The organism is Citrobacter sp. KH_055_1, assembly GCF_057838705.1.
The window spans coordinates 2833362-2851060 of the sequence record NZ_CM174473.1 but is presented as its reverse complement, the minus strand read 5'-3'; the positions used below and the strand labels follow the sequence as shown (position 1 = coordinate 2851060).

Annotated in this window: 18 protein-coding genes, 3 tRNA genes and 1 pseudogene; 15 read left to right on the top strand and 7 right to left on the bottom strand. The window is 50.5% G+C overall.

Going from position 1 to position 17699, the window contains the following annotated elements:
- Positions 1 to 16 precede the first annotated feature (16 nt).
- The 4 genes from amyA to fliD all read right to left on the bottom strand — a co-directional run bounded on the left by amyA (position 17) and on the right by fliD (position 3778).
- Positions 17 to 1504 (bottom strand): alpha-amylase, encoded by a 1488-nt coding sequence (gene amyA / locus AC3ITF_RS13470; RefSeq protein WP_489175744.1) that lies wholly within the window; start codon positions 1502 to 1504, stop codon positions 17 to 19.
- A gap of 71 nt (positions 1505 to 1575) precedes the next feature.
- Positions 1576 to 1944: a flagella biosynthesis regulatory protein FliT gene (fliT, locus tag AC3ITF_RS13465; RefSeq protein ID WP_117341903.1), complete on the bottom strand. Its 369-nt coding sequence runs from the start codon at positions 1942 to 1944 to the stop codon at positions 1576 to 1578.
- A complete protein-coding gene (gene fliS / locus AC3ITF_RS13460) occupies positions 1944 to 2351 on the bottom strand; it encodes a flagellar export chaperone FliS (RefSeq protein WP_117341904.1) in 408 nt (135 codons plus the stop codon). The genes fliT and fliS overlap by 1 nt, the downstream gene beginning before the upstream one ends.
- A 14-nt stretch (positions 2352 to 2365) precedes the next feature.
- Entirely contained in the window at positions 2366 to 3778 is a 1413-nt protein-coding gene (fliD, locus tag AC3ITF_RS13455; RefSeq protein WP_489175743.1) for a flagellar filament capping protein FliD, read from the bottom strand.
- 255 nt (positions 3779 to 4033) lie between these two features.
- Between fliD and AC3ITF_RS13450 the strand changes: the two genes are divergently transcribed.
- The 8 genes from AC3ITF_RS13450 to sdiA all read left to right on the top strand — a co-directional run bounded on the left by AC3ITF_RS13450 (position 4034) and on the right by sdiA (position 11590).
- A complete protein-coding gene (locus AC3ITF_RS13450; RefSeq protein WP_489175742.1) occupies positions 4034 to 5710 on the top strand; it encodes a FliC/FljB family flagellin in 1677 nt (558 codons plus the stop codon).
- Between the two features lie 162 nt (positions 5711 to 5872).
- Entirely contained in the window at positions 5873 to 6592 is a 720-nt protein-coding gene (locus tag AC3ITF_RS13445; protein WP_096757498.1) for an RNA polymerase sigma factor FliA, read from the top strand.
- A 57-nt stretch (positions 6593 to 6649) separates the two neighbouring features.
- The gene (gene fliZ, locus AC3ITF_RS13440; protein WP_096757497.1) at positions 6650 to 7201 is read left to right on the top strand and encodes a flagella biosynthesis regulatory protein FliZ; all 552 of its coding nucleotides are present in this window, start codon (positions 6650 to 6652) and stop codon (positions 7199 to 7201) included.
- Between the two features lie 100 nt (positions 7202 to 7301).
- Positions 7302 to 8102: a cystine ABC transporter substrate-binding protein gene (gene tcyJ / locus AC3ITF_RS13435; protein WP_096757496.1), complete on the top strand. Its 801-nt coding sequence runs from the start codon at positions 7302 to 7304 to the stop codon at positions 8100 to 8102.
- A 107-nt stretch (positions 8103 to 8209) separates the two neighbouring features.
- Positions 8210 to 9196 (top strand): D-cysteine desulfhydrase, encoded by a 987-nt coding sequence (dcyD, locus tag AC3ITF_RS13430; RefSeq protein WP_489175741.1) that lies wholly within the window; start codon positions 8210 to 8212, stop codon positions 9194 to 9196.
- Positions 9197 to 9217: 21 nt separating this feature from the next.
- Positions 9218 to 9886, top strand: a complete 669-nt coding sequence (tcyL, locus tag AC3ITF_RS13425) for a cystine ABC transporter permease (protein WP_115258812.1) — start codon at positions 9218 to 9220, stop codon at positions 9884 to 9886.
- On the top strand, positions 9883 to 10635 hold the full coding sequence (tcyN, locus tag AC3ITF_RS13420; RefSeq protein WP_096757493.1) for an L-cystine ABC transporter ATP-binding protein TcyN: 753 nt from the start codon (positions 9883 to 9885) through the stop codon (positions 10633 to 10635). The genes tcyL and tcyN overlap by 4 nt, the downstream gene beginning before the upstream one ends.
- Positions 10636 to 10867: 232 nt before the next feature.
- On the top strand, positions 10868 to 11590 hold the full coding sequence (gene sdiA / locus AC3ITF_RS13415; RefSeq protein WP_115258811.1) for a quorum-sensing transcriptional regulator SdiA: 723 nt from the start codon (positions 10868 to 10870) through the stop codon (positions 11588 to 11590).
- A gap of 66 nt (positions 11591 to 11656) precedes the next feature.
- Here the strand turns inward: sdiA and AC3ITF_RS13410 are convergent, their stop codons facing one another.
- Together AC3ITF_RS13410 and AC3ITF_RS13405 are read right to left on the bottom strand one after the other, a co-directional pair.
- On the bottom strand, positions 11657 to 11881 hold the full coding sequence (locus AC3ITF_RS13410; protein WP_096757491.1) for a DUF2594 family protein: 225 nt from the start codon (positions 11879 to 11881) through the stop codon (positions 11657 to 11659).
- Positions 11868 to 11981, bottom strand: a pseudogene (locus AC3ITF_RS13405) (hypothetical protein); the annotation flags it as partial. The pseudogene AC3ITF_RS13405 and the gene AC3ITF_RS13410, both read right to left, overlap by 14 nt.
- Positions 11982 to 12339: 358 nt before the next feature.
- Between AC3ITF_RS13405 and uvrY the strand changes: the two are divergent.
- The 6 genes from uvrY to AC3ITF_RS13375 all read left to right on the top strand — a co-directional run bounded on the left by uvrY (position 12340) and on the right by AC3ITF_RS13375 (position 15881).
- Positions 12340 to 12996 carry a UvrY/SirA/GacA family response regulator transcription factor gene (uvrY, locus tag AC3ITF_RS13400; protein WP_096757490.1) on the top strand — a complete coding sequence of 219 codons (657 nt, stop codon included), beginning with the start codon at positions 12340 to 12342 and terminating at the stop codon, positions 12994 to 12996.
- Entirely contained in the window at positions 12993 to 14825 is a 1833-nt protein-coding gene (uvrC, locus tag AC3ITF_RS13395; RefSeq protein WP_096757489.1) for an excinuclease ABC subunit UvrC, read from the top strand. Before uvrY ends, uvrC begins: the two co-directional genes overlap by 4 nt.
- Before the next feature lie 55 nt (positions 14826 to 14880).
- Entirely contained in the window at positions 14881 to 15429 is a 549-nt protein-coding gene (gene pgsA, locus AC3ITF_RS13390; protein WP_096757488.1) for a CDP-diacylglycerol--glycerol-3-phosphate 3-phosphatidyltransferase, read from the top strand.
- Positions 15430 to 15580: 151 nt separating this feature from the next.
- Positions 15581 to 15656, top strand: a tRNA-Gly gene (locus tag AC3ITF_RS13385).
- Between the two features lie 52 nt (positions 15657 to 15708).
- Positions 15709 to 15782, top strand: a tRNA-Cys gene (locus AC3ITF_RS13380).
- A gap of 12 nt (positions 15783 to 15794) precedes the next feature.
- Positions 15795 to 15881: transfer RNA gene (locus AC3ITF_RS13375), tRNA-Leu, on the top strand.
- 471 nt (positions 15882 to 16352) lie between these two features.
- Here AC3ITF_RS13375 and AC3ITF_RS13370 read toward each other — a convergent pair.
- Positions 16353 to 16865, bottom strand: coding sequence for a hypothetical protein (locus AC3ITF_RS13370; protein WP_181219438.1), 513 nt, complete (start codon positions 16863 to 16865; stop codon positions 16353 to 16355).
- A gap of 198 nt (positions 16866 to 17063) precedes the next feature.
- On the opposite strand from AC3ITF_RS13370, the gene AC3ITF_RS13365 reads away from it, so the two are divergent.
- The gene (locus tag AC3ITF_RS13365; RefSeq protein WP_039488170.1) at positions 17064 to 17330 is read left to right on the top strand and encodes a transposase; all 267 of its coding nucleotides are present in this window, start codon (positions 17064 to 17066) and stop codon (positions 17328 to 17330) included.
- Positions 17331 to 17699: the final 369 nt, after the last annotated feature.

Below are 17699 nucleotides of genomic sequence, written 5' to 3'. Positions count from 1 at the left end.
CTACCGGGGAAGTCCATTACAACACCTCTTCAATCACCCACACGCTGACGCTGCCGCCGTTGCAGAAAAATGTCGCTTCGCCGTTTTCATCGGTGACCACGCTTTCCTCGCGGTTTCCCAGATAGTCACGCCAGGTTTTATTGCCATAGTTCGCGCCAAGCGTAATGCTCTTCTCGCCGTCGTCACCGTTGGACAACACCACCACACAGCCGGGGTCGTCGTCGGTGCCGCTGCGGCTAAAGGCGATACAATTCGGATGATCAAAATACAGCGTTTGTACGCCGTGGGCGAAACGCTGGCGGGCCAGAATCAGTTCATCAAGCTGTTCAATGATCGGCATGTCGATGGGATAGGTTTGTCCATCCCCGCCGGTATCTTCATAGTGCGCGCCGTACAGATCGGGGTAGAACACCGACGGCACGCCGTTTTCGCGCAGCAGGATTAGCGCGTAGGCCAGCGGCTTAAACCACGGCTCGACCGGGGCCTCCAGCGCCTGTAGCGGTTGGGTGTCGTGATTGGCGACCAGCGTCACCGCATGGAACGGATCGGCTTCCACCAGCGTATCGGTGAAGATCTGGCGCATGTCATAATCGCGTCCCTGACGTGAAGCCTCGTGAAACTTCATCTGCAGGGGGGCATCGAACAGCATGGTTTTCCCCTCCACCTGGTCGATGTAGTTTTGCAGTTTGTCGACCTCGTGGGACCAGTATTCAGCGACGATAAACAGCGGTTTGGGTGCCACCTCCTGTACGTGCTCAATCCACTCTTTATAAAACCAGGCCGGGATGTGCTTGACGGCATCGAGGCGAAAGCCGTCGCACTGGGTTTGTTCCATTACCCAGCGCGCCCAGTATTTGAGCTCTTCGGTGACGGCGTGGTTACGAAAATCGATATTTTCGCCCATCAGGTAGTCAAAGTTGCCGAGTTCGTCATCCACCTGATCGTTCCAGCCTTCGCCGGTGTAATCGTTGACGATTTTGAAAATACCGTCTTCGGTGGGGTTCTCGATATGGTCGATGCCGCTGAAGCATTTGAAGTCCCAGACAAACTGCGAGTACTGACCAGCGCGGGCCGGGAAGGTGTAGCGCGTCCAGGCCTCACATTCGATGATTTCGTCGTCAATCTGCGTGCGATCATCGGCGTTCACGCGCTGGACGCGAATGTGTTCTTTCTCATCAGCCCCCATTTTGTGGTTGACCACCACGTCCAGCAGTACCGCAATGTCGTTGTGTTTCAGTGCATCAATGGCCGCCAGCAGCTGGTTTTTATCACCGTATTTGGTGGCGACGGTGCCTTTTTGGTCGAATTCGCCTAAATCAAACAGATCGTAGGAGTCGTAGCCAACCGAGTAGCCACCGGACGCGCCTTTATAGGCAGGAGGCAACCACACCATATTAATGCCGATATCGTTGAGGCCGCCTGCGCGTGCGGCAAGTTCGGGCCACAGCTGACCGCCCTCAGGGTAATACCAGTGGAAGTACTGCAATAACGTGGGATTTTTCATCTTCCGTGCTCCAGACGCCGTTTGGCTGACCTCTGGAGTATGGAAGATTATTCAGGCGAGGCGGGAAAAAATTACGGCGTGGTGGGGGCGTCGGGTACCAGCAGCATGCCGGAAAGACGGCCATAGGCATTATTCAACGTCTTCTGACGGGTCGACTGACCAATAAGCCCGCTGAGCTCATCCAGCCGCTGTTGCAGCAACGCCTTGAGTAATTGTTCGTTATCCAGCGTCTGTTTAATATACCCGGCCACGATGTCCTGAACGCTTCGCGTTATGCCCGGTGGAGTTTCGTCTTCCATGACCACTTCAATACTTTGCAGATAGCTAACTTCCTGTTCCAGTAAAAGGTCCCATTCACCGCGCTGCGCCAGTTCCAGCAGCGAGTGGCTGAGTAGCGCAATGCGCTGCCAACGGTTGATAAACTCCACGGCTGAGGTCATTAACGAGACTCCTGGGACGATGCTTTGGGTGAGATCTGTTTCCAGGCTTCCGCAATGTTGCCGAGCAACCCTTCGACTTCTTCAATGGCCTGACTATCATTGCGCAAATTCGCTTGCAGCAGACGGCGGACCATATAGTCATAAAGTGCTGACAGATTGGTGGCGATTTCGCCGCCATTATCCTGATCCAGACCCGCCTTAAGGCCATTATCGATGATATTAATGGCCTTGCTTATGGCCTCGCCTTTGGCGACGATATCACCCTGCTGCATAAACAGGCGAGCGCGCACCAGGGCGCTGTGCGCGCCATCAAACAACATTTCGATCAGCTGATGCGGACTGGCGCTCATCACGCCACTCTCTATGCCGACTTGTGCATAGGCTTTGGTACCGCTCGCGGTATACATGCTTACCTCTGTTATCAGGATTTATTCATCGCAGTAAATTGTTGGCTCAGATAGTTACTGGTGTTATTCAGTTTACTCATCATTGTGTCCAACTGAGTAAATTGCGCCGTGTAACGCGCGACGGTATCGTCAATGCTGGCACTGACGGACAAATACTGTTTGGTTAGTTTTTTTAGCGTTGAGTTAATGCTGTCCTGGGCGCTGTCGATAATGCCGTCATCGGCCAGATACCCTTTAACTTCAGTGGCGATTTTGGTGGTGATCCCGGTTTCTTTACCGTCACCCACCAGAAGTTCACGAACTGATGCCGTATTCTCGTTCAGGACTTTTTTCAGCTTATCATCGTCAATTTTGAGTTTGCCGGTTGCTCCGTCCTGCTTAATACCAATTTCATTTAATGTCTTGAATGTCCCTTCACTGGCACCGTTAGCGAATTGCGCACGGATGCCGCTCTGAATGGTACGAACAACACTGTCACCCAGTAGTGCGCCATTATTTTTATCTTGTTCCTCAGCACCAGGATCAACTTCTTTATATTTAGTCAGCGTATTAAAGGTGTCGATAAGCGAATTGTAAGAATCCACCCAACCTTTAATCGCTTCGGTGGCTTTGTCATTATTTTTTGTTACCGTAATCCGGACGTCTGTGACTTTTTTAGTCAGATCAAGCGTAATGCCTTGCGGAGCATCGGTAATTTTATTGCCGGATCGTTCAATATTGATACCGTTAACGGTCAGCAACGCATTTTGCGCGCTAACCTGTTCTTTCATCTTCCCGGTGTTGGTCTCACTGTCATACGCCAGTAGGTCATTTAACTTACTGTCTCCGTTGACGGAGATCGTCATTTTATTGGCCAGACCTTCACTGGCGGTCAGCACTAATTGATAATCACCGTCTTTAACCTTAACGATACTGGCTGAGATCCCGCTATCAGCATCGTTAATGGCTTTGCTGATTTCATCCAGAGAGGTCTGATCTTTATTAAGTTTAATTTCCAGCGGCTCTGTACGGCCTTCTTGCGTAATTTTTATTGTGCGTGTTTCTGATGCCTCATCACCTAGCGCATCTTTTGTCGATGCAATCTTTGTTGCTGAGTCAGTCCTTAAAGATTGTGCCTGCGCCAGTTGGCTGACGCTAATGGTATAGATACCTGGTGCCGCACCGGCTTCAGTGGACACTTTAAGGTCTTCACTACTGCTGGTAACAGTCGTGCTTTTGAATAGATCGGCTTTATTTAACGCTGTGTTCGCAGTCTGAAATTTTTCCAGTGCACTTTTTAATGTGCCGTAGGCCGTCAGACGCGCGGTATTGTCACTCTGTTGCTGAGTAATCGGGTTTAAGCGTTTTTTTTCCGCGATGGTCAGATTGTTTAGCAACGTATCCAGCGGCAGGTTTGAACCGACGCCGAGAGATGTAAATGAAGCCATGCCTAATTCCTTTTGATTGCAAACAGTAGTTAAGCGGGTTATCGGCAATCTGCGCACAAAGTTTAATGATAGTTTTGCGAAAATAATGCGCGGAATAGTGGGGCATATTGCGGGTATTTCGCGGGCTAAGAAAAAAGAGGACGGAAAGTAAAAATTTTCTAAAGTTCGAAATTAACGTGCCGATACATGGGTTACGGTCAGAAACCGTGGGCAACGGCCCAATAACATCAAGTTGTAATTGATAAGGAAAAGATCATGGCACAAGTCATCAATACAAACAGCCTGTCGCTGTTGACCCAGAACAACCTGAACAAATCTCAGTCTTCCCTGAGCTCCGCTATCGAGCGTCTGTCTTCCGGTCTGCGTATCAACAGCGCAAAAGACGATGCTGCTGGTCAGGCGATCGCTAACCGTTTTACTGCTAACGTAAAAGGCCTGACTCAGGCATCTCGTAACGCCAACGACGGTATCTCCATCGCGCAGACCACTGAAGGTGCACTGTCCGAAATCAACAACAACCTGCAGCGTGTGCGTGAACTGTCTGTTCAGGCAACCAACGGTACCAACTCCCAGTCTGACCTGGATTCAATCCAGAACGAAATCACCCAGCGTCTGAGCGAAATTGACCGTGTTTCCGGTCAGACTCAGTTTAACGGCGTGAAAGTACTGGCGTCCGACAGCTCCATGAAAATTCAAGTTGGCGCGAACGACGGCGAAACCATCACCATCGACCTGAAAGAAATTACTTCTTCTACTCTGGGTCTGGACGGTTTTAACGTCAATGGTAAGGGTGGCTTAGCGAATACTTTAGCTAAAACAACAGACTTAACTGCTGCAGGTTTCACCACTGCGGATGGCGGGAAGACTTATACTGGTACAGCTGGTTTTGCTAATGCAAAAGCTGCAGATGTATTTGGTAAAATGGTTGATACAGGTACTGTAACCTCAACCATTGATAATGGTTTTGGGGCAGCTCCAGCAAGCACAGTTTATAAATATGACAAATCAAGTAATTCTTACTCATTTGATGTAGGTGCCGCCGATAATGCAACACCTGCTCAAATCGCAGGTTATTTAAACCCGAACGCTGGGGATACCACTAAAGCAACAGTTGAAATCAAGGGGTCATCTCAAGCAGTCATTATTGATAAAGCTGGAAACTTGACTGCAGCGGACGATAATGCGGTACTTTATCTTGATAAGTCAGGTAATCTGACCAAAAATGATGCTAATGGTGGTACCGCAGCGACCTTAGACCTATTAGAAAAAAACTGGGATGGTGCTGGCGTAGTCGCCTCCAAAGTAACTACCGAATCTGGAACAGTTATTAACTTCGCTGGTAGTGCTGATGGCACAGCGAAAGGGGCAATTTCCGCTAGTAATGTGAAAATTAGCAGCGCTGATCTTTTAGCTAAAGCAGATGTGGCCGGTTTCACTACGAGCACTGGGTTTAGTGTTGCTGCTGCTGCTGGTGGCGGGGCAAATGCCAAGCAAAACGGTGCTGATGTTTATGTCAATGGTAATAGCTTCACAATTGACAATACTGCAACATATTATGTGCAAACTGATGGCGCAATCACCAATGGTTCCGGTAAATCTGCTTATAAAGATGCTAATGGTAAAATCACAGCTGAAGCTCAAACTGCGACTGATAAAACCAAAGATCCGTTGAAAGCTCTGGATAAAGCCCTGGCACAGGTTGATGCACTGCGTTCTGACTTGGGTGCGGTACAGAACCGTTTCGATTCTACGATCACCAACCTGGGCAACACCGTCAACAACCTGTCTTCTGCTCGTAGCCGTATCGAAGATGCTGACTACGCGACCGAAGTGTCTAACATGTCTCGTGCGCAGATCCTGCAGCAGGCGGGGACTTCTGTTCTGGCGCAGGCTAACCAGACCACGCAGAACGTTCTGTCTCTGCTGCGTTAATTTACACTTATCGCGCAAACCCCGCTCCGGCGGGGTTTTTTACATTCGGCTTTACCCGTAACCCTCAAATAACCCCTCATTTCACCCACTATTCACCCGATTAAAACCCCTGCAGAAACGGATAATCATGCCGATAACTCATTTAACGCAGGGCTGTTTATCGTGAATTCACTGTATACCGCTGAAGGTGTAATGGATAAACACTCGCTGTGGCAGCGTTATGTACCGTTGGTGCGTCACGAAGCATTGCGCCTTCAGGTGCGCTTGCCGGCGAGCGTAGAACTGGATGACCTGCTACAAGCGGGCGGCATCGGGTTATTGAATGCAGTTGACCGATATGACGCTTTGCAAGGAACGGCATTTACCACTTACGCAGTGCAGCGTATTCGTGGGGCTATGCTGGATGAACTACGCAGCCGGGATTGGGTGCCGCGTAGCGTTCGGCGCAATGCCCGCGAAGTGGCACAGGCGATGGGACAACTGGAGCAGGAACTCGGGCGCAACGCGACGGAAACCGAAGTGGCGGAGCGTCTGGCTATTCCTGTGCAAGAATATCGTCAGATGTTGCTTGATACCAATAACAGCCAACTCTTCTCCTACGACGAGTGGCGGGAAGAGCATGGCGATAGTATTGAGCTGGTGACGGAAGAAAACCAGCAAGAAAACCCGTTACAGCAACTGCTTGATGGCAATTTACGCCAGCGCGTGATGGATGCGATTGACGCATTGCCGGAGCGTGAAAAGCTGGTGCTGACGCTGTATTACCAGGAAGAGCTGAATCTGAAAGAGATTGGTGCTGTTCTGGAAGTCGGTGAATCACGGGTTAGCCAGTTGCACAGTCAGGCCATCAAACGTCTACGCACCAAGCTGGGTAAGCTATAGGGGGTAATCATTGCCCCTGAACAATGCCGCATAACGAATTGACTACCAGGAGTTCTCATGACGGTGCAGCAATCAAAAAGACGGCCTCTAAGCCGCTACCTCAAAGATTTCAAACACAGCCAGACGCATTGCGCCCATTGCTATAAGTTGCTCGACAGGATCACGCTGGTCCGCCGCGGCCAGATTGTGAATAAAATCGCTATTGCCCGGCTCGATATGTTGCTGGACGCCGCTGCCTGGGAGCAGGAGAAAAAAGAGTGGGTGGCGTTATGCCGTTTTTGCGGTGATTTACACTGCAAGGAACAGAGCGACTTTTTTGACATTATCGGGTTTAAACAGTTTTTGTTTGAACAAACCGAAATGAGCCACGGCACGGTGCGCGAATATGTGGTTCGCCTGCGCCGCCTCGGTAATCATCTGACCGAACAGAACATCTCCCATGACCTGCTGCAGGAAGGCTTCCTCGACGAAAACCTCGCCCCGTGGCTGCCGGAGACCAGCACCAATAATTACCGCATTGCGCTGCGCAAGTATGAGCAGTTTAAAGCGCATGCACCTGTCGGCCAGATGCAGAAATCCTCCTGGACAGCCAGTTCTGATATATATTAAAAACGAATAAGGTGTAACGGAGTCGTGTTTGTAAATAGCGGTAAACGCTCTACACTACTGTCATAAATGATAGTCACTAATGACAATATTCGGGGTAACTATGAAATTAGCACGTCTGGGACGTCAGGCTCTGATGGGTGTAATGGCTGTGGCACTTGTCGCCGGTATGAGCGCAAAAACCTTTGCGGACGAAGGTCTGTTAAATAAAGTGAAAGAGCGCGGTACGCTGTTGGTTGGTCTCGAAGGGACCTATCCCCCGTTTAGTTTTCAGGGTGATGATGGCAAGCTGACCGGTTTTGAAGTCGAATTTGCCGAAGAACTGGCCAAACATCTTGGAGTGAAAGCGACGCTGAAGCCGACCAAGTGGGATGGCATGCTGGCCTCTTTAGACTCCAAACGTATTGATGTGGTGATTAACCAGGTAACCATCTCTGACGAACGTCAGAAAAAATACGATTTCTCTACCCCGTATACGGTCTCTGGTATCCAGGCGCTGGTGAAAAAAGGCAACGAAGGCGTGATTAAAACCGCGGCAGACCTGAAAGGTAAAAAAGTCGGTGTCGGTCTGGGTACTAACTACGAAGAGTGGCTGCGCCAGAACGTGCAGGGCGTTGATATTCGTACCTATGATGATGACCCGACCAAATATCAGGATCTGCGCGTCGGTCGTATCGATGCGATTCTGGTTGATCGTCTGGCCGCGTTGGATCTGGTGAAGAAAACCAAAGACACGCTGGCCGTGACCGGTGAAGCCTTCTCCCGCCAGGCATCCGGCGTGGCGCTGCGTAAAGGTAATGACGATCTGCTGAAAGCGGTCGATGCCGCCATTGCAGAGATGCAGAAAGACGGTACCCTGAAAGCCCTGTCTGAAAAATGGTTTGGGGCGGATGTGACGAAATAATCGTCATCCGAATAAAAAAGGCGCCTTTAACAGCGCCTTTTTTTATTTCATTGCGCCTGAACGTGCATAATAAAAAGAACATCACAACAACGAATACCGGAGGCTGTATGCCGCTGCATAATTTAACGCGCTTTCCACGTCTGGAATTTATTGGCGCGCCAACGCCGCTCGAATATCTCCCGCGCTTCTCTGATTATCTCGGACGCGACATTTTTATTAAACGCGATGATGTCACGCCATTGGCGATGGGCGGCAATAAGCTGCGCAAGCTGGAGTTCCTGGCGGCAGATGCGCTGCGCGAAGGGGCCGACACGCTGATTACCGCCGGGGCCATTCAGTCGAACCACGTGCGCCAGACGGCGGCGGTGGCGGCAAAGCTCGGGCTGCACTGCGTGGCGCTGCTGGAAAACCCGATTGGCACCACGGCAGAAAACTATCTCAGCAACGGTAACCGTCTATTGTTAGATCTGTTTAATACCCAGGTTGAAATGTGCGACGCGCTGACCGACCCGAATGCACAACTTCAGGCGCTGGCCACACGGATTGAAGCGCAAGGGTTCCGACCGTATGTGATCCCGGTCGGCGGGTCGAATGTGCTGGGTGCGTTGGGCTATGTTGAAAGTGCGCTGGAAATTGCCCAGCAGTGCGAGGGCGCGGTAGCGCTGTCCTCTGTGGTGGTTGCTTCAGGCAGCGCGGGCACCCATGCGGGTCTGGCGGTAGGGCTGGAACAGCTGATGCCCAACGTCGAGCTGATAGGGGTGACCGTTTCGCGCAGCGTCGCCGATCAAAAGCCAAAAGTGGTGACCCTGCAGCAGGACGTGGCTCGTGAACTGGAACTGACCGCCTCGGCGGATATTCTGTTATGGGATGACTATTATGCGCCGGGTTACGGCACGCCAAATGAAGAGGGCATGGAAGCGGTGAAACTGCTGGCGCGTCTGGAAGGCATCTTGCTGGATCCGGTATATACCGGCAAAGCGATGGCGGGCCTGATCGACGGTATCAGCCAGAAGCGCTTTAAGGATGAAGGTCCGGTTCTGTTTATTCATACCGGTGGGGCACCTGCGCTGTTTGCCTACCATCCTCACGTGTAATGGCAAGGTAGAAAAACGCTAATGCAAGAAAGTATCCAACTGGTGATTGATTCACTGCCCTTCCTGCTTAAAGGCGCGGTATTTACGCTGCAGCTGAGTATCGGTGGGATGTTCTTTGGTCTGGTGCTGGGGTTTATCCTCGCTCTGATGCGCCTGTCGCCGCTGCTGCCGGTGCGCTGGCTGGCGCGCGTCTATATTTCTATTTTTCGCGGCACACCGCTTATCGCCCAACTGTTTATGATCTACTACGGTCTGCCGCAGTTTGGCATTGAGCTGGACCCGATCCCGGCGGCGATGATTGGTTTGTCGCTGAACACCGCAGCGTATGCGGCTGAAACGCTGCGTGCGGCCATCTCCTCGATTGATAAAGGTCAGTGGGAGGCGGGCGCCAGTATTGGTATGACGCGCTGGCAGACCATGCGGCGGGCGATCCTGCCGCAGGCGGCGCGCGTGGCTTTGCCGCCGTTGAGCAACAGCTTTATCAGCCTGGTGAAAGACACCTCGCTGGCGGCGACAATCCAGGTACCGGAACTGTTCCGTCAGGCGCAGCTGATCACCTCACGCACGCTGGAAGTGTTCACCATGTATCTGGCGGCCTCGCTGATTTACTGGGTAATGGCGACAGTGTTGTCCGCACTGCAGAACTATTTTGAAGAACAACTGAACCGCCAGGAGAGAGAGCCGAAATGAGTGCGATCGAAGTAAGAAACCTGGTGAAAAAATTTCACGGGCAAACGGTGCTGCACGGTATCGATCTTGAGGTAAAACCCGGTGAAGTTGTGGCGATTATCGGGCCTAGCGGCTCAGGGAAAACCACGTTGTTGCGCAGTATTAATCTGCTGGAACAGCCTGAGGCGGGCACGATTAAAGTCGGTGACATTACCATTGATACGGCGCGTTCACTCAATCAGCAGAAAGGGTTGATTCGTCAGCTGCGCCAGCATGTGGGGTTTGTGTTCCAGAACTTTAATTTGTTTCCTCACCGTACGGTGCTGGAAAACATTATTGAAGGTCCGGTGATTGTGAAGGGAGAGCCGAAAGCCGAAGCAACGGCGCGCGCACGTGAGTTGCTGGCAAAGGTGGGCCTGGCGGGCAAAGAGACCAGCTATCCGCGTCGGTTATCCGGTGGACAGCAGCAGCGCGTGGCAATTGCCCGGGCGTTGGCCATGCGCCCGGAGGTGATCCTGTTTGATGAACCAACGTCAGCACTCGATCCTGAACTGGTTGGCGAGGTGCTGAATACCATTCGTCAACTGGCGCAGGAAAAACGCACCATGGTGATTGTGACGCATGAAATGAGCTTTGCGCGCGACGTTGCTGACCGGGCGATATTTATGGATCAGGGGCGCATTGTCGAGCAGGGACCCGCAAAATCGCTGTTTACCGCGCCCCAACAACCGAGAACGCGTCAGTTTCTGGAAAAATTCTTAATGCAATAATAACCCTACGGTGCTCACCGAAATAGATTTTTGGTGAGCACAAGCCGCATAACTATTTATTATTACTGCTTTATTATTAACGCTGCGTCGCATCAACCTGCTCTGATTATGCGTAATACTCAAGTAAATCCATTCTTGTCCGATAATCTGCATATATAAAATACATTTATGTGTTAGTTTGTTTCATTCTCATTTGTGATGATTATCAATCTCAGGGACATGACCACTTAGTATGCAGGATCACGATTTCTTCACCTGGCGACGGAGCATGCTGTTACGCTTTCAGGAAATGGCGACGGCAGATGACGTCTATACCGAATTACAACATCAGACACAGCATCTGGAGTTTGATTTTTACGCTCTCTGTGTTCGTCACCCCGTGCCGTTTACCCGACCTAAGACGGCGCTTCATACAACCTACCCCAAAGCGTGGGTGGCACATTATCAGTCCGAAAATTATCTCGCGATTGACCCCGTGCTTAAACCAGAAAACTTCAGACAGGGCCATCTTCCCTGGGACGATACCTTATTTAGCGATGCACAACCCCTGTGGGATGCGGCGCGTAATCATGGTTTACGCAAGGGGATGACGCAATGCTTAATGCTGCCGAACCGGGCGCTGGGCTTTCTTTCTGTCTCGTGTGCGAGCGTGCGTAATGGCCGCTTTGCGCAGGATGAGGTGGAACTCAGAATGCAATTGCTGGTAAGGGAGAGTCTCTCCGTTCTGACGCGACTGGAAGATGATATGGTCATGGCGCCAGAGATGCGGTTTAGTAAGCGGGAGAAAGAAATACTGAAATGGACCGCAGAGGGAAAAACGTCGGCAGAAATAGCGATGATCCTGTCGATTTCTGAAAATACCGTGAACTTCCATCAGAAGAATATGCAGAAGAAGTTTAACGCACCAAACAAAACGCAGATTGCCTGCTATGCTGCAGCGACCGGGCTTATCTGAATAAGTTGTCGTTCTGAGTGTCAGACGCAAAACCGGCTGATTGCAATGCTATCAGCCGGTTTCTTATTACTGGCGGTAGGCCTGTTTAATTTGTTTAACAGTGTTGGAAAATACCGCAGCCTGGGATTGATCTTCAATCTGCGCGATCTGTTTTTCCATCTTAAGAATCACGCGGCCTGCATCGGCTTGTCCCATTGCCTGCAGCATCAGCGTTAACATGGCTTTCAGGCAGGTGACTTCGTTAGCCAGTTCTTGATTATTCTCAGCAGTGGAAAAATCAGGCGTACTCATTTATTTTCCTCGTTATGTCTCTATGAAAAAGTGCGATGGCAAATGTTAAGGCGGCGGAGTATACCATAAGCGCGGCTAAAAATATCAGTGGCTGTTTTTCGCACAAACATTAACCGCGACATTAAAATAAACAAGATGTTGCAGTGCATATATTTTCTCCATTCTTTGTATATTTCGAGTTTTTTACTCGTTAATTGTTGTTACAACTTTGCCCGCCTATTTAGCATTCAACTGAAGAATATGATTTTTTTGTCACCATTTTGAAACAGCGATTCGTATATAACCCCGGCAGAACGCCGTCAGCAGTGAATGTTTCCACGCGGCGTACAATCTAATTTCCAAAAACGAGAGCAAAATCGGAAGACGGATGTTTTTTACATTTCAAAGTTGAGATAAAACCCGTTAACATAGGACCGATTAACTATCGGTAGCGTTATCCCTATTCTGGAGATATTCCTTTGATCAACGTTTTTCTTGTTGATGACCATGAACTGGTGCGCGCAGGGATACGACGCATTCTTGAAGATATAAAAGGCATTAAAGTTGTCGGCGAAGCGTGCTGCGGCGAAGATGCTGTGAAATGGTGTCGCTCAAATTCCGCCGACGTCGTGCTGATGGACATGAATATGCCCGGTATTGGTGGGCTTGAAGCAACACGTAAAATTGCGCGTTCTACGGCTGACATAAAAGTGATCATGTTGACCGTTCATACTGAAAACCCATTGCCCGCAAAAGTCATGCAGGCCGGGGCCGCAGGTTATCTGAGCAAGGGCGCTGCACCTCAGGAAGTGGTTAGCGCCATTCGCTCCGTCTATTCCGGACAGCGCTATATTGCTTCTGATATCGCTCAACAGATGGCGCTCAGCCAAATTGAGCCGGAGAAAACGGAAACACCGTTTGCCAGTTTGTCTGAACGCGAGTTGCAGATTATGCTGATGATCACCAAAGGCCAGAAGGTCAATGAGATCTCGGAGCAGCTGAATCTCAGTCCGAAAACGGTGAACAGCTATCGCTATCGAATGTTCAGTAAATTAAACATTCACGGCGACGTAGAGCTGACTCACCTGGCAATTCGCCATGGCCTGTGTAATGCGGAGACGTTAACAAGCCAGTGACCGAACAGTTTGATGCCAAAGCGTTCCTGAAAACCGTCACCAGCCAGCCCGGCGTTTATCGTATGTACGATGCCGCCGGGACGGTTATCTATGTCGGTAAAGCGAAGGATCTGAAAAAGCGGCTTTCCAGCTACTTCCGCAGCAACCTCGCGTCGCGTAAAACCGAAGCGCTGGTGGCGCTTATTCAGCAGATTGATGTGACGGTGACGCATACTGAAACCGAAGCGTTGTTGCTTGAGCATAACTACATCAAGCTGTACCAGCCGCGCTACAACGTGCTGTTACGCGATGATAAGTCTTACCCCTTTATCTTTCTTAGCGGTGATACCCACCCGCGCCTGGCGATGCATCGTGGGGCGAAGCATGCCAAAGGCGAATACTTCGGTCCATTCCCTAACGGCTATGCCGTGCGTGAAACGTTGGCACTGCTGCAGAAAATTTTCCCAATTCGTCAGTGCGAAAACAGTGTCTACCGCAACCGCTCGCGCCCTTGTCTGCAATATCAGATTGGCCGCTGTCTCGGTCCCTGCGTCGCCGGTCTGGTGAGCGAAGACGAGTACGCGCAGCAGGTTGACTACGTCCGCTTGTTCTTGTCCGGCAAAGATGATCAGGTGTTAACGCAATTGATCGCCCGGATGGAAAAGGCCAGTCAGAATCTGGAATTTGAAGAGGCCGCGCGTATTCGCGACCAAATTCAGGCCGTCCGTCGTGTCACCGAAAAACAGTTTGTTTCCAACACCGGGGATGACCTTGACGTTATCGGCGTGGCGTTTGATGCCGGGATGGCCTGCGTGCATGTTTTGTTTATCCGTCAGGGAAAAGTGCTGGGTAGCCGCAGCTATTTTCCTAAAGTACCGGGGGGAACGGAACTGGGCGAAGTGGTCGAGACCTTTGTCGGACAGTTTTATTTACAGGGCAGCCAGATGCGCACTTTGCCCGGTGAGATCCTGCTCGATTTTAATCTGAGCGATAAAACGCTGCTGGCCGACTCGTTGTCTGAGCTCGCCGGGCGACGGATTAACGTCCAGACGAAGCCGCGCGGCGATCGCGCGCGCTACCTGAAGCTGGCTCGTACCAATGCTGCAACGGCGCTGACCACCAAACTGTCTCAGCAGTCCACCATTACACAACGTTTGACGGCGCTGGCATCGGTACTGAAGCTACCGGCGGTTAAACGTATGGAGTGCTTCGACATCAGCCATACCATGGGCGAGCAGACGGTAGCCTCCTGCGTGGTTTTCGATGCTAATGGACCGCTACGTGCTGAATACCGCCGCTATAATATTACCGGCATTACCCCCGGCGATGATTACGCGGCGATGAATCAGGTGCTGCGCCGCCGTTATGGCAAGGCGATTGAAGCAAGTAAGATCCCGGACGTTATTTTGATCGACGGTGGCAAAGGTCAACTGGGGCAGGCGAAAGCGGTATTTGCTGAATTGGATGTGCCCTGGGATAAAAGCCATCCGCTCCTGCTTGGCGTGGCAAAAGGGGCGGATCGTAAAGCTGGCCTGGAAACGTTGTTCTTTGAACCGGAAGGTGAGGGGTTCAGCTTGCCGCCAGATTCGCCTGCGCTGCACGTGATTCAACATATTCGCGATGAATCACACGATCACGCTATCAGCGGACACCGTAAAAAACGGGCGAAGGTGAAAAGCACCAGTACCCTGGAAACCATTGAGGGCGTTGGACCAAAACGTCGACAGATGCTGCTAAAGTACATGGGCGGTTTGCAAGGGCTTCGTAACGCAAGTGTCGAAGAAATTGCAAAAGTGCCGGGTATTTCGCAAGGTCTGGCAGAAAAGATCTTCTACTCGTTGAAACATTAGGCCCTCTGTAGCAACATAGGGGTAATTTCACTGACAACAGATAGTTATCCGTCATATGCAATTTAATATCCCTACATTGCTCACGCTGTTTCGCGTCATTCTGATCCCATTCTTTGTATTGGCGTTTTATCTGCCATTTACCTGGGCTCCCTTTGTTAGTGCGCTGATCTTCTGTATCGCGGCGGTTACCGACTGGTTTGACGGATTTCTGGCACGCCGCTGGAACCAAAGTACGCGTTTTGGTGCCTTCCTCGATCCGGTCGCCGATAAAGTGCTGGTGGCTATCGCCATGGTGCTGGTGGCGGAGCACTACCACAGCTGGTGGGTAACATTACCTGCTGCGACGATGATCGCCCGTGAAATTATCATTTCAGCACTGCGCGAATGGATGGCCGAGCTGGGGAAACGCAACAGCGTAGCCGTGTCATGGATCGGTAAAGTCAAAACCGCCTCACAAATGGCGGCTCTGGCGTGGTTACTGTGGCGGCCAAATATCTGGGTTGAATACGCCGGGATCGCGCTTTTCTTCGTTGCTGCGATACTGACATTGTGGTCAATGTTCCAGTATTTGAGAGCTGCACGTGGAGATTTGCTTGATCAGTGATCGTTTCGACGCAAATTTCAGCAAACGATCGAAAGTGGTGAAAAATATCGTTGACTCAGTGCGTCAGGTAAGTAGAATGCAACGCATCGAACGGCAGCACAGATTGCCAGACGATAGTAAAATCAAGTGATTAACAAAATTACTTGGTGATGCGGGAATAGCTCAGTTGGTAGAGCACGACCTTGCCAAGGTCGGGGTCGCGAGTTCGAGTCTCGTTTCCCGCTCCAAATTTAAAACATCGGCAATATGCGGGTGTTGGCTGAAAAGCCTGAAGATTTCGGCGCGTTAGCAAAGCGGTTATGTAGCGGATTGCAAATCCGTCTAGTCCGGTTCGACTCCGGAACGCGCCTCCAATTTCTTCCCGAGCCCGGATGGTGAAATCGGTAGACACAAGGGATTTAAAATCCCTCGGCTGTAAGGCTGTGTGGGTTCAAGTCCCACTCCGGGCACCATGGGAAAGAAAAGAATAATCAAAGCAATAAGCAGTGTCGTGAAACCACCTACGGGTGGTTTTTTTGTGCCTGAAATTCACGCCCTGTGCATATCCTGTGCTCACGGGGTGCAATGAAGTGCAACGTGCTTCCTGCTGATGCAAAACTCCCTTCTTTATCTCCAGCATTCCCATAATGACTCTTTCCCGGTTCTTCCTGTCTGGATCCGGGCAGGGATGCCAAAAATATCTCTGCTACAGTCAGTGCATCATGTGGTCCCGAAAGACTCTTTCCGGAAGGTCGTCATATTCTTCTGATTATCAGTAATAGGGTTACCACGGTCGATACGTGAAATGAGTTATCACGTCCACACGTAACACCAAAACTGTCTGCAGCATAATTAATAGCGCCTTACTTTCGTATCTCCTGTACTGGAGTAAAAATCGGGGAGGATCACGCTTCTAGATTAATCCAGTCTGCAATAGAGGCAGGTCATCGACCACGGTCACTGAGAGTGCCATTATTACTCAGCCAAATTCCATCGCTGAGATATACGTCACTGCCAATATCATCGGTTGCGAGGGCATCGTAAAGATCCATCATTTCATCACAGGTACAGGAACTTAAATTTGACCAAGAATCATAGAATTCAAAAAATCGGCGTAAAACGACATTGAGCTCGTTTGTTAAATCTTGGTCACTTTGATCTGGAGTTTGATAGAACGAACAAATCTTCACATATTCGCGCTCAGCCCAGTCCTTTTCGACTGAAGGGGATGTTTCTAGCTCAGCTCCAAGGCGTAGTGCAGCTCCAGCTAAGCGTAATTGTTCAGTACATACCCTGACGCGCCCATGATCTTCATCCGCTGTTGCGGTCATTAATGTCCATTGCGGATCAGCGCCAAGAATGCGTAAGTAGCTGATATTATGCCTAGTCACTATGTAACTTTCTTTACTACTCAAGCCCACGTTGCTTGATTTGGATATCTCAAAGTCATTCGTCATCTTCCCTCCTCGGTCTCATTCCATAGAATTATTCAATAACGCACAAAATCCTATAGCACTTAATCTATCACTGTCAGAGTACTTATCGTCGCATTAGCCAAGAAGTGATTGTTGAGCCCCGATACTACGGTAATCCCCCCGAAAAACCGGTGTGTTCATAAGTAGAATTTTCTCGTAATCTGAACCGGGGAGATCTCTATGAAAAAATCACGTTTTACTGACAGCCAGATCATGTCCATTCTGAAGCAAGCCGAGGCCGGAACACCGGTGGCGGAACTGTGTCGTGAACATGGCATGAGCAACGCCAGTTTCTATAAGTGGCGTTCGCGTTTTGGCGGGATGGATGCCTCCATGATGACTCGTCTGAAAGAGCTGGAAGACGAAAACCGCCGCCTCAAAAAAATGTATGCTGAAGAGCGCCTCAAAGCCGAAATCATTCAGGAAGCCATGGCAAAAAAGTGGTGAAGCCATCGCGTCGAAAGCTGATGGCGTAGGATGCGGTCAGGAGCCGGAATGTCAGCATACGTTTTGCCTGCCAGCTGTTTGTTGTCAGCGAAAGTTGCTATCGCTATCAGCCTCAACTGAATGAGGAAAATGAGGTCATTGCCGACTGGCTACTGCGCATTACGGGCAGTCAGCGCAACTGGGGATTTGGCCTGTGTTTTTTGTACCTGCGCAACGTAAAAGGCTTCCGCTTCAACCACAAAAGGGTGTACCGGATTTACTGCGAGCTATTGCTGAACATGCGCATCAAGCCGAAAAAAAGATTGAAACGGGATAAACCTGAACCGCTGGCAGTGCCTGAAAGCAGCAACGAATGCTGGTCGATGGACT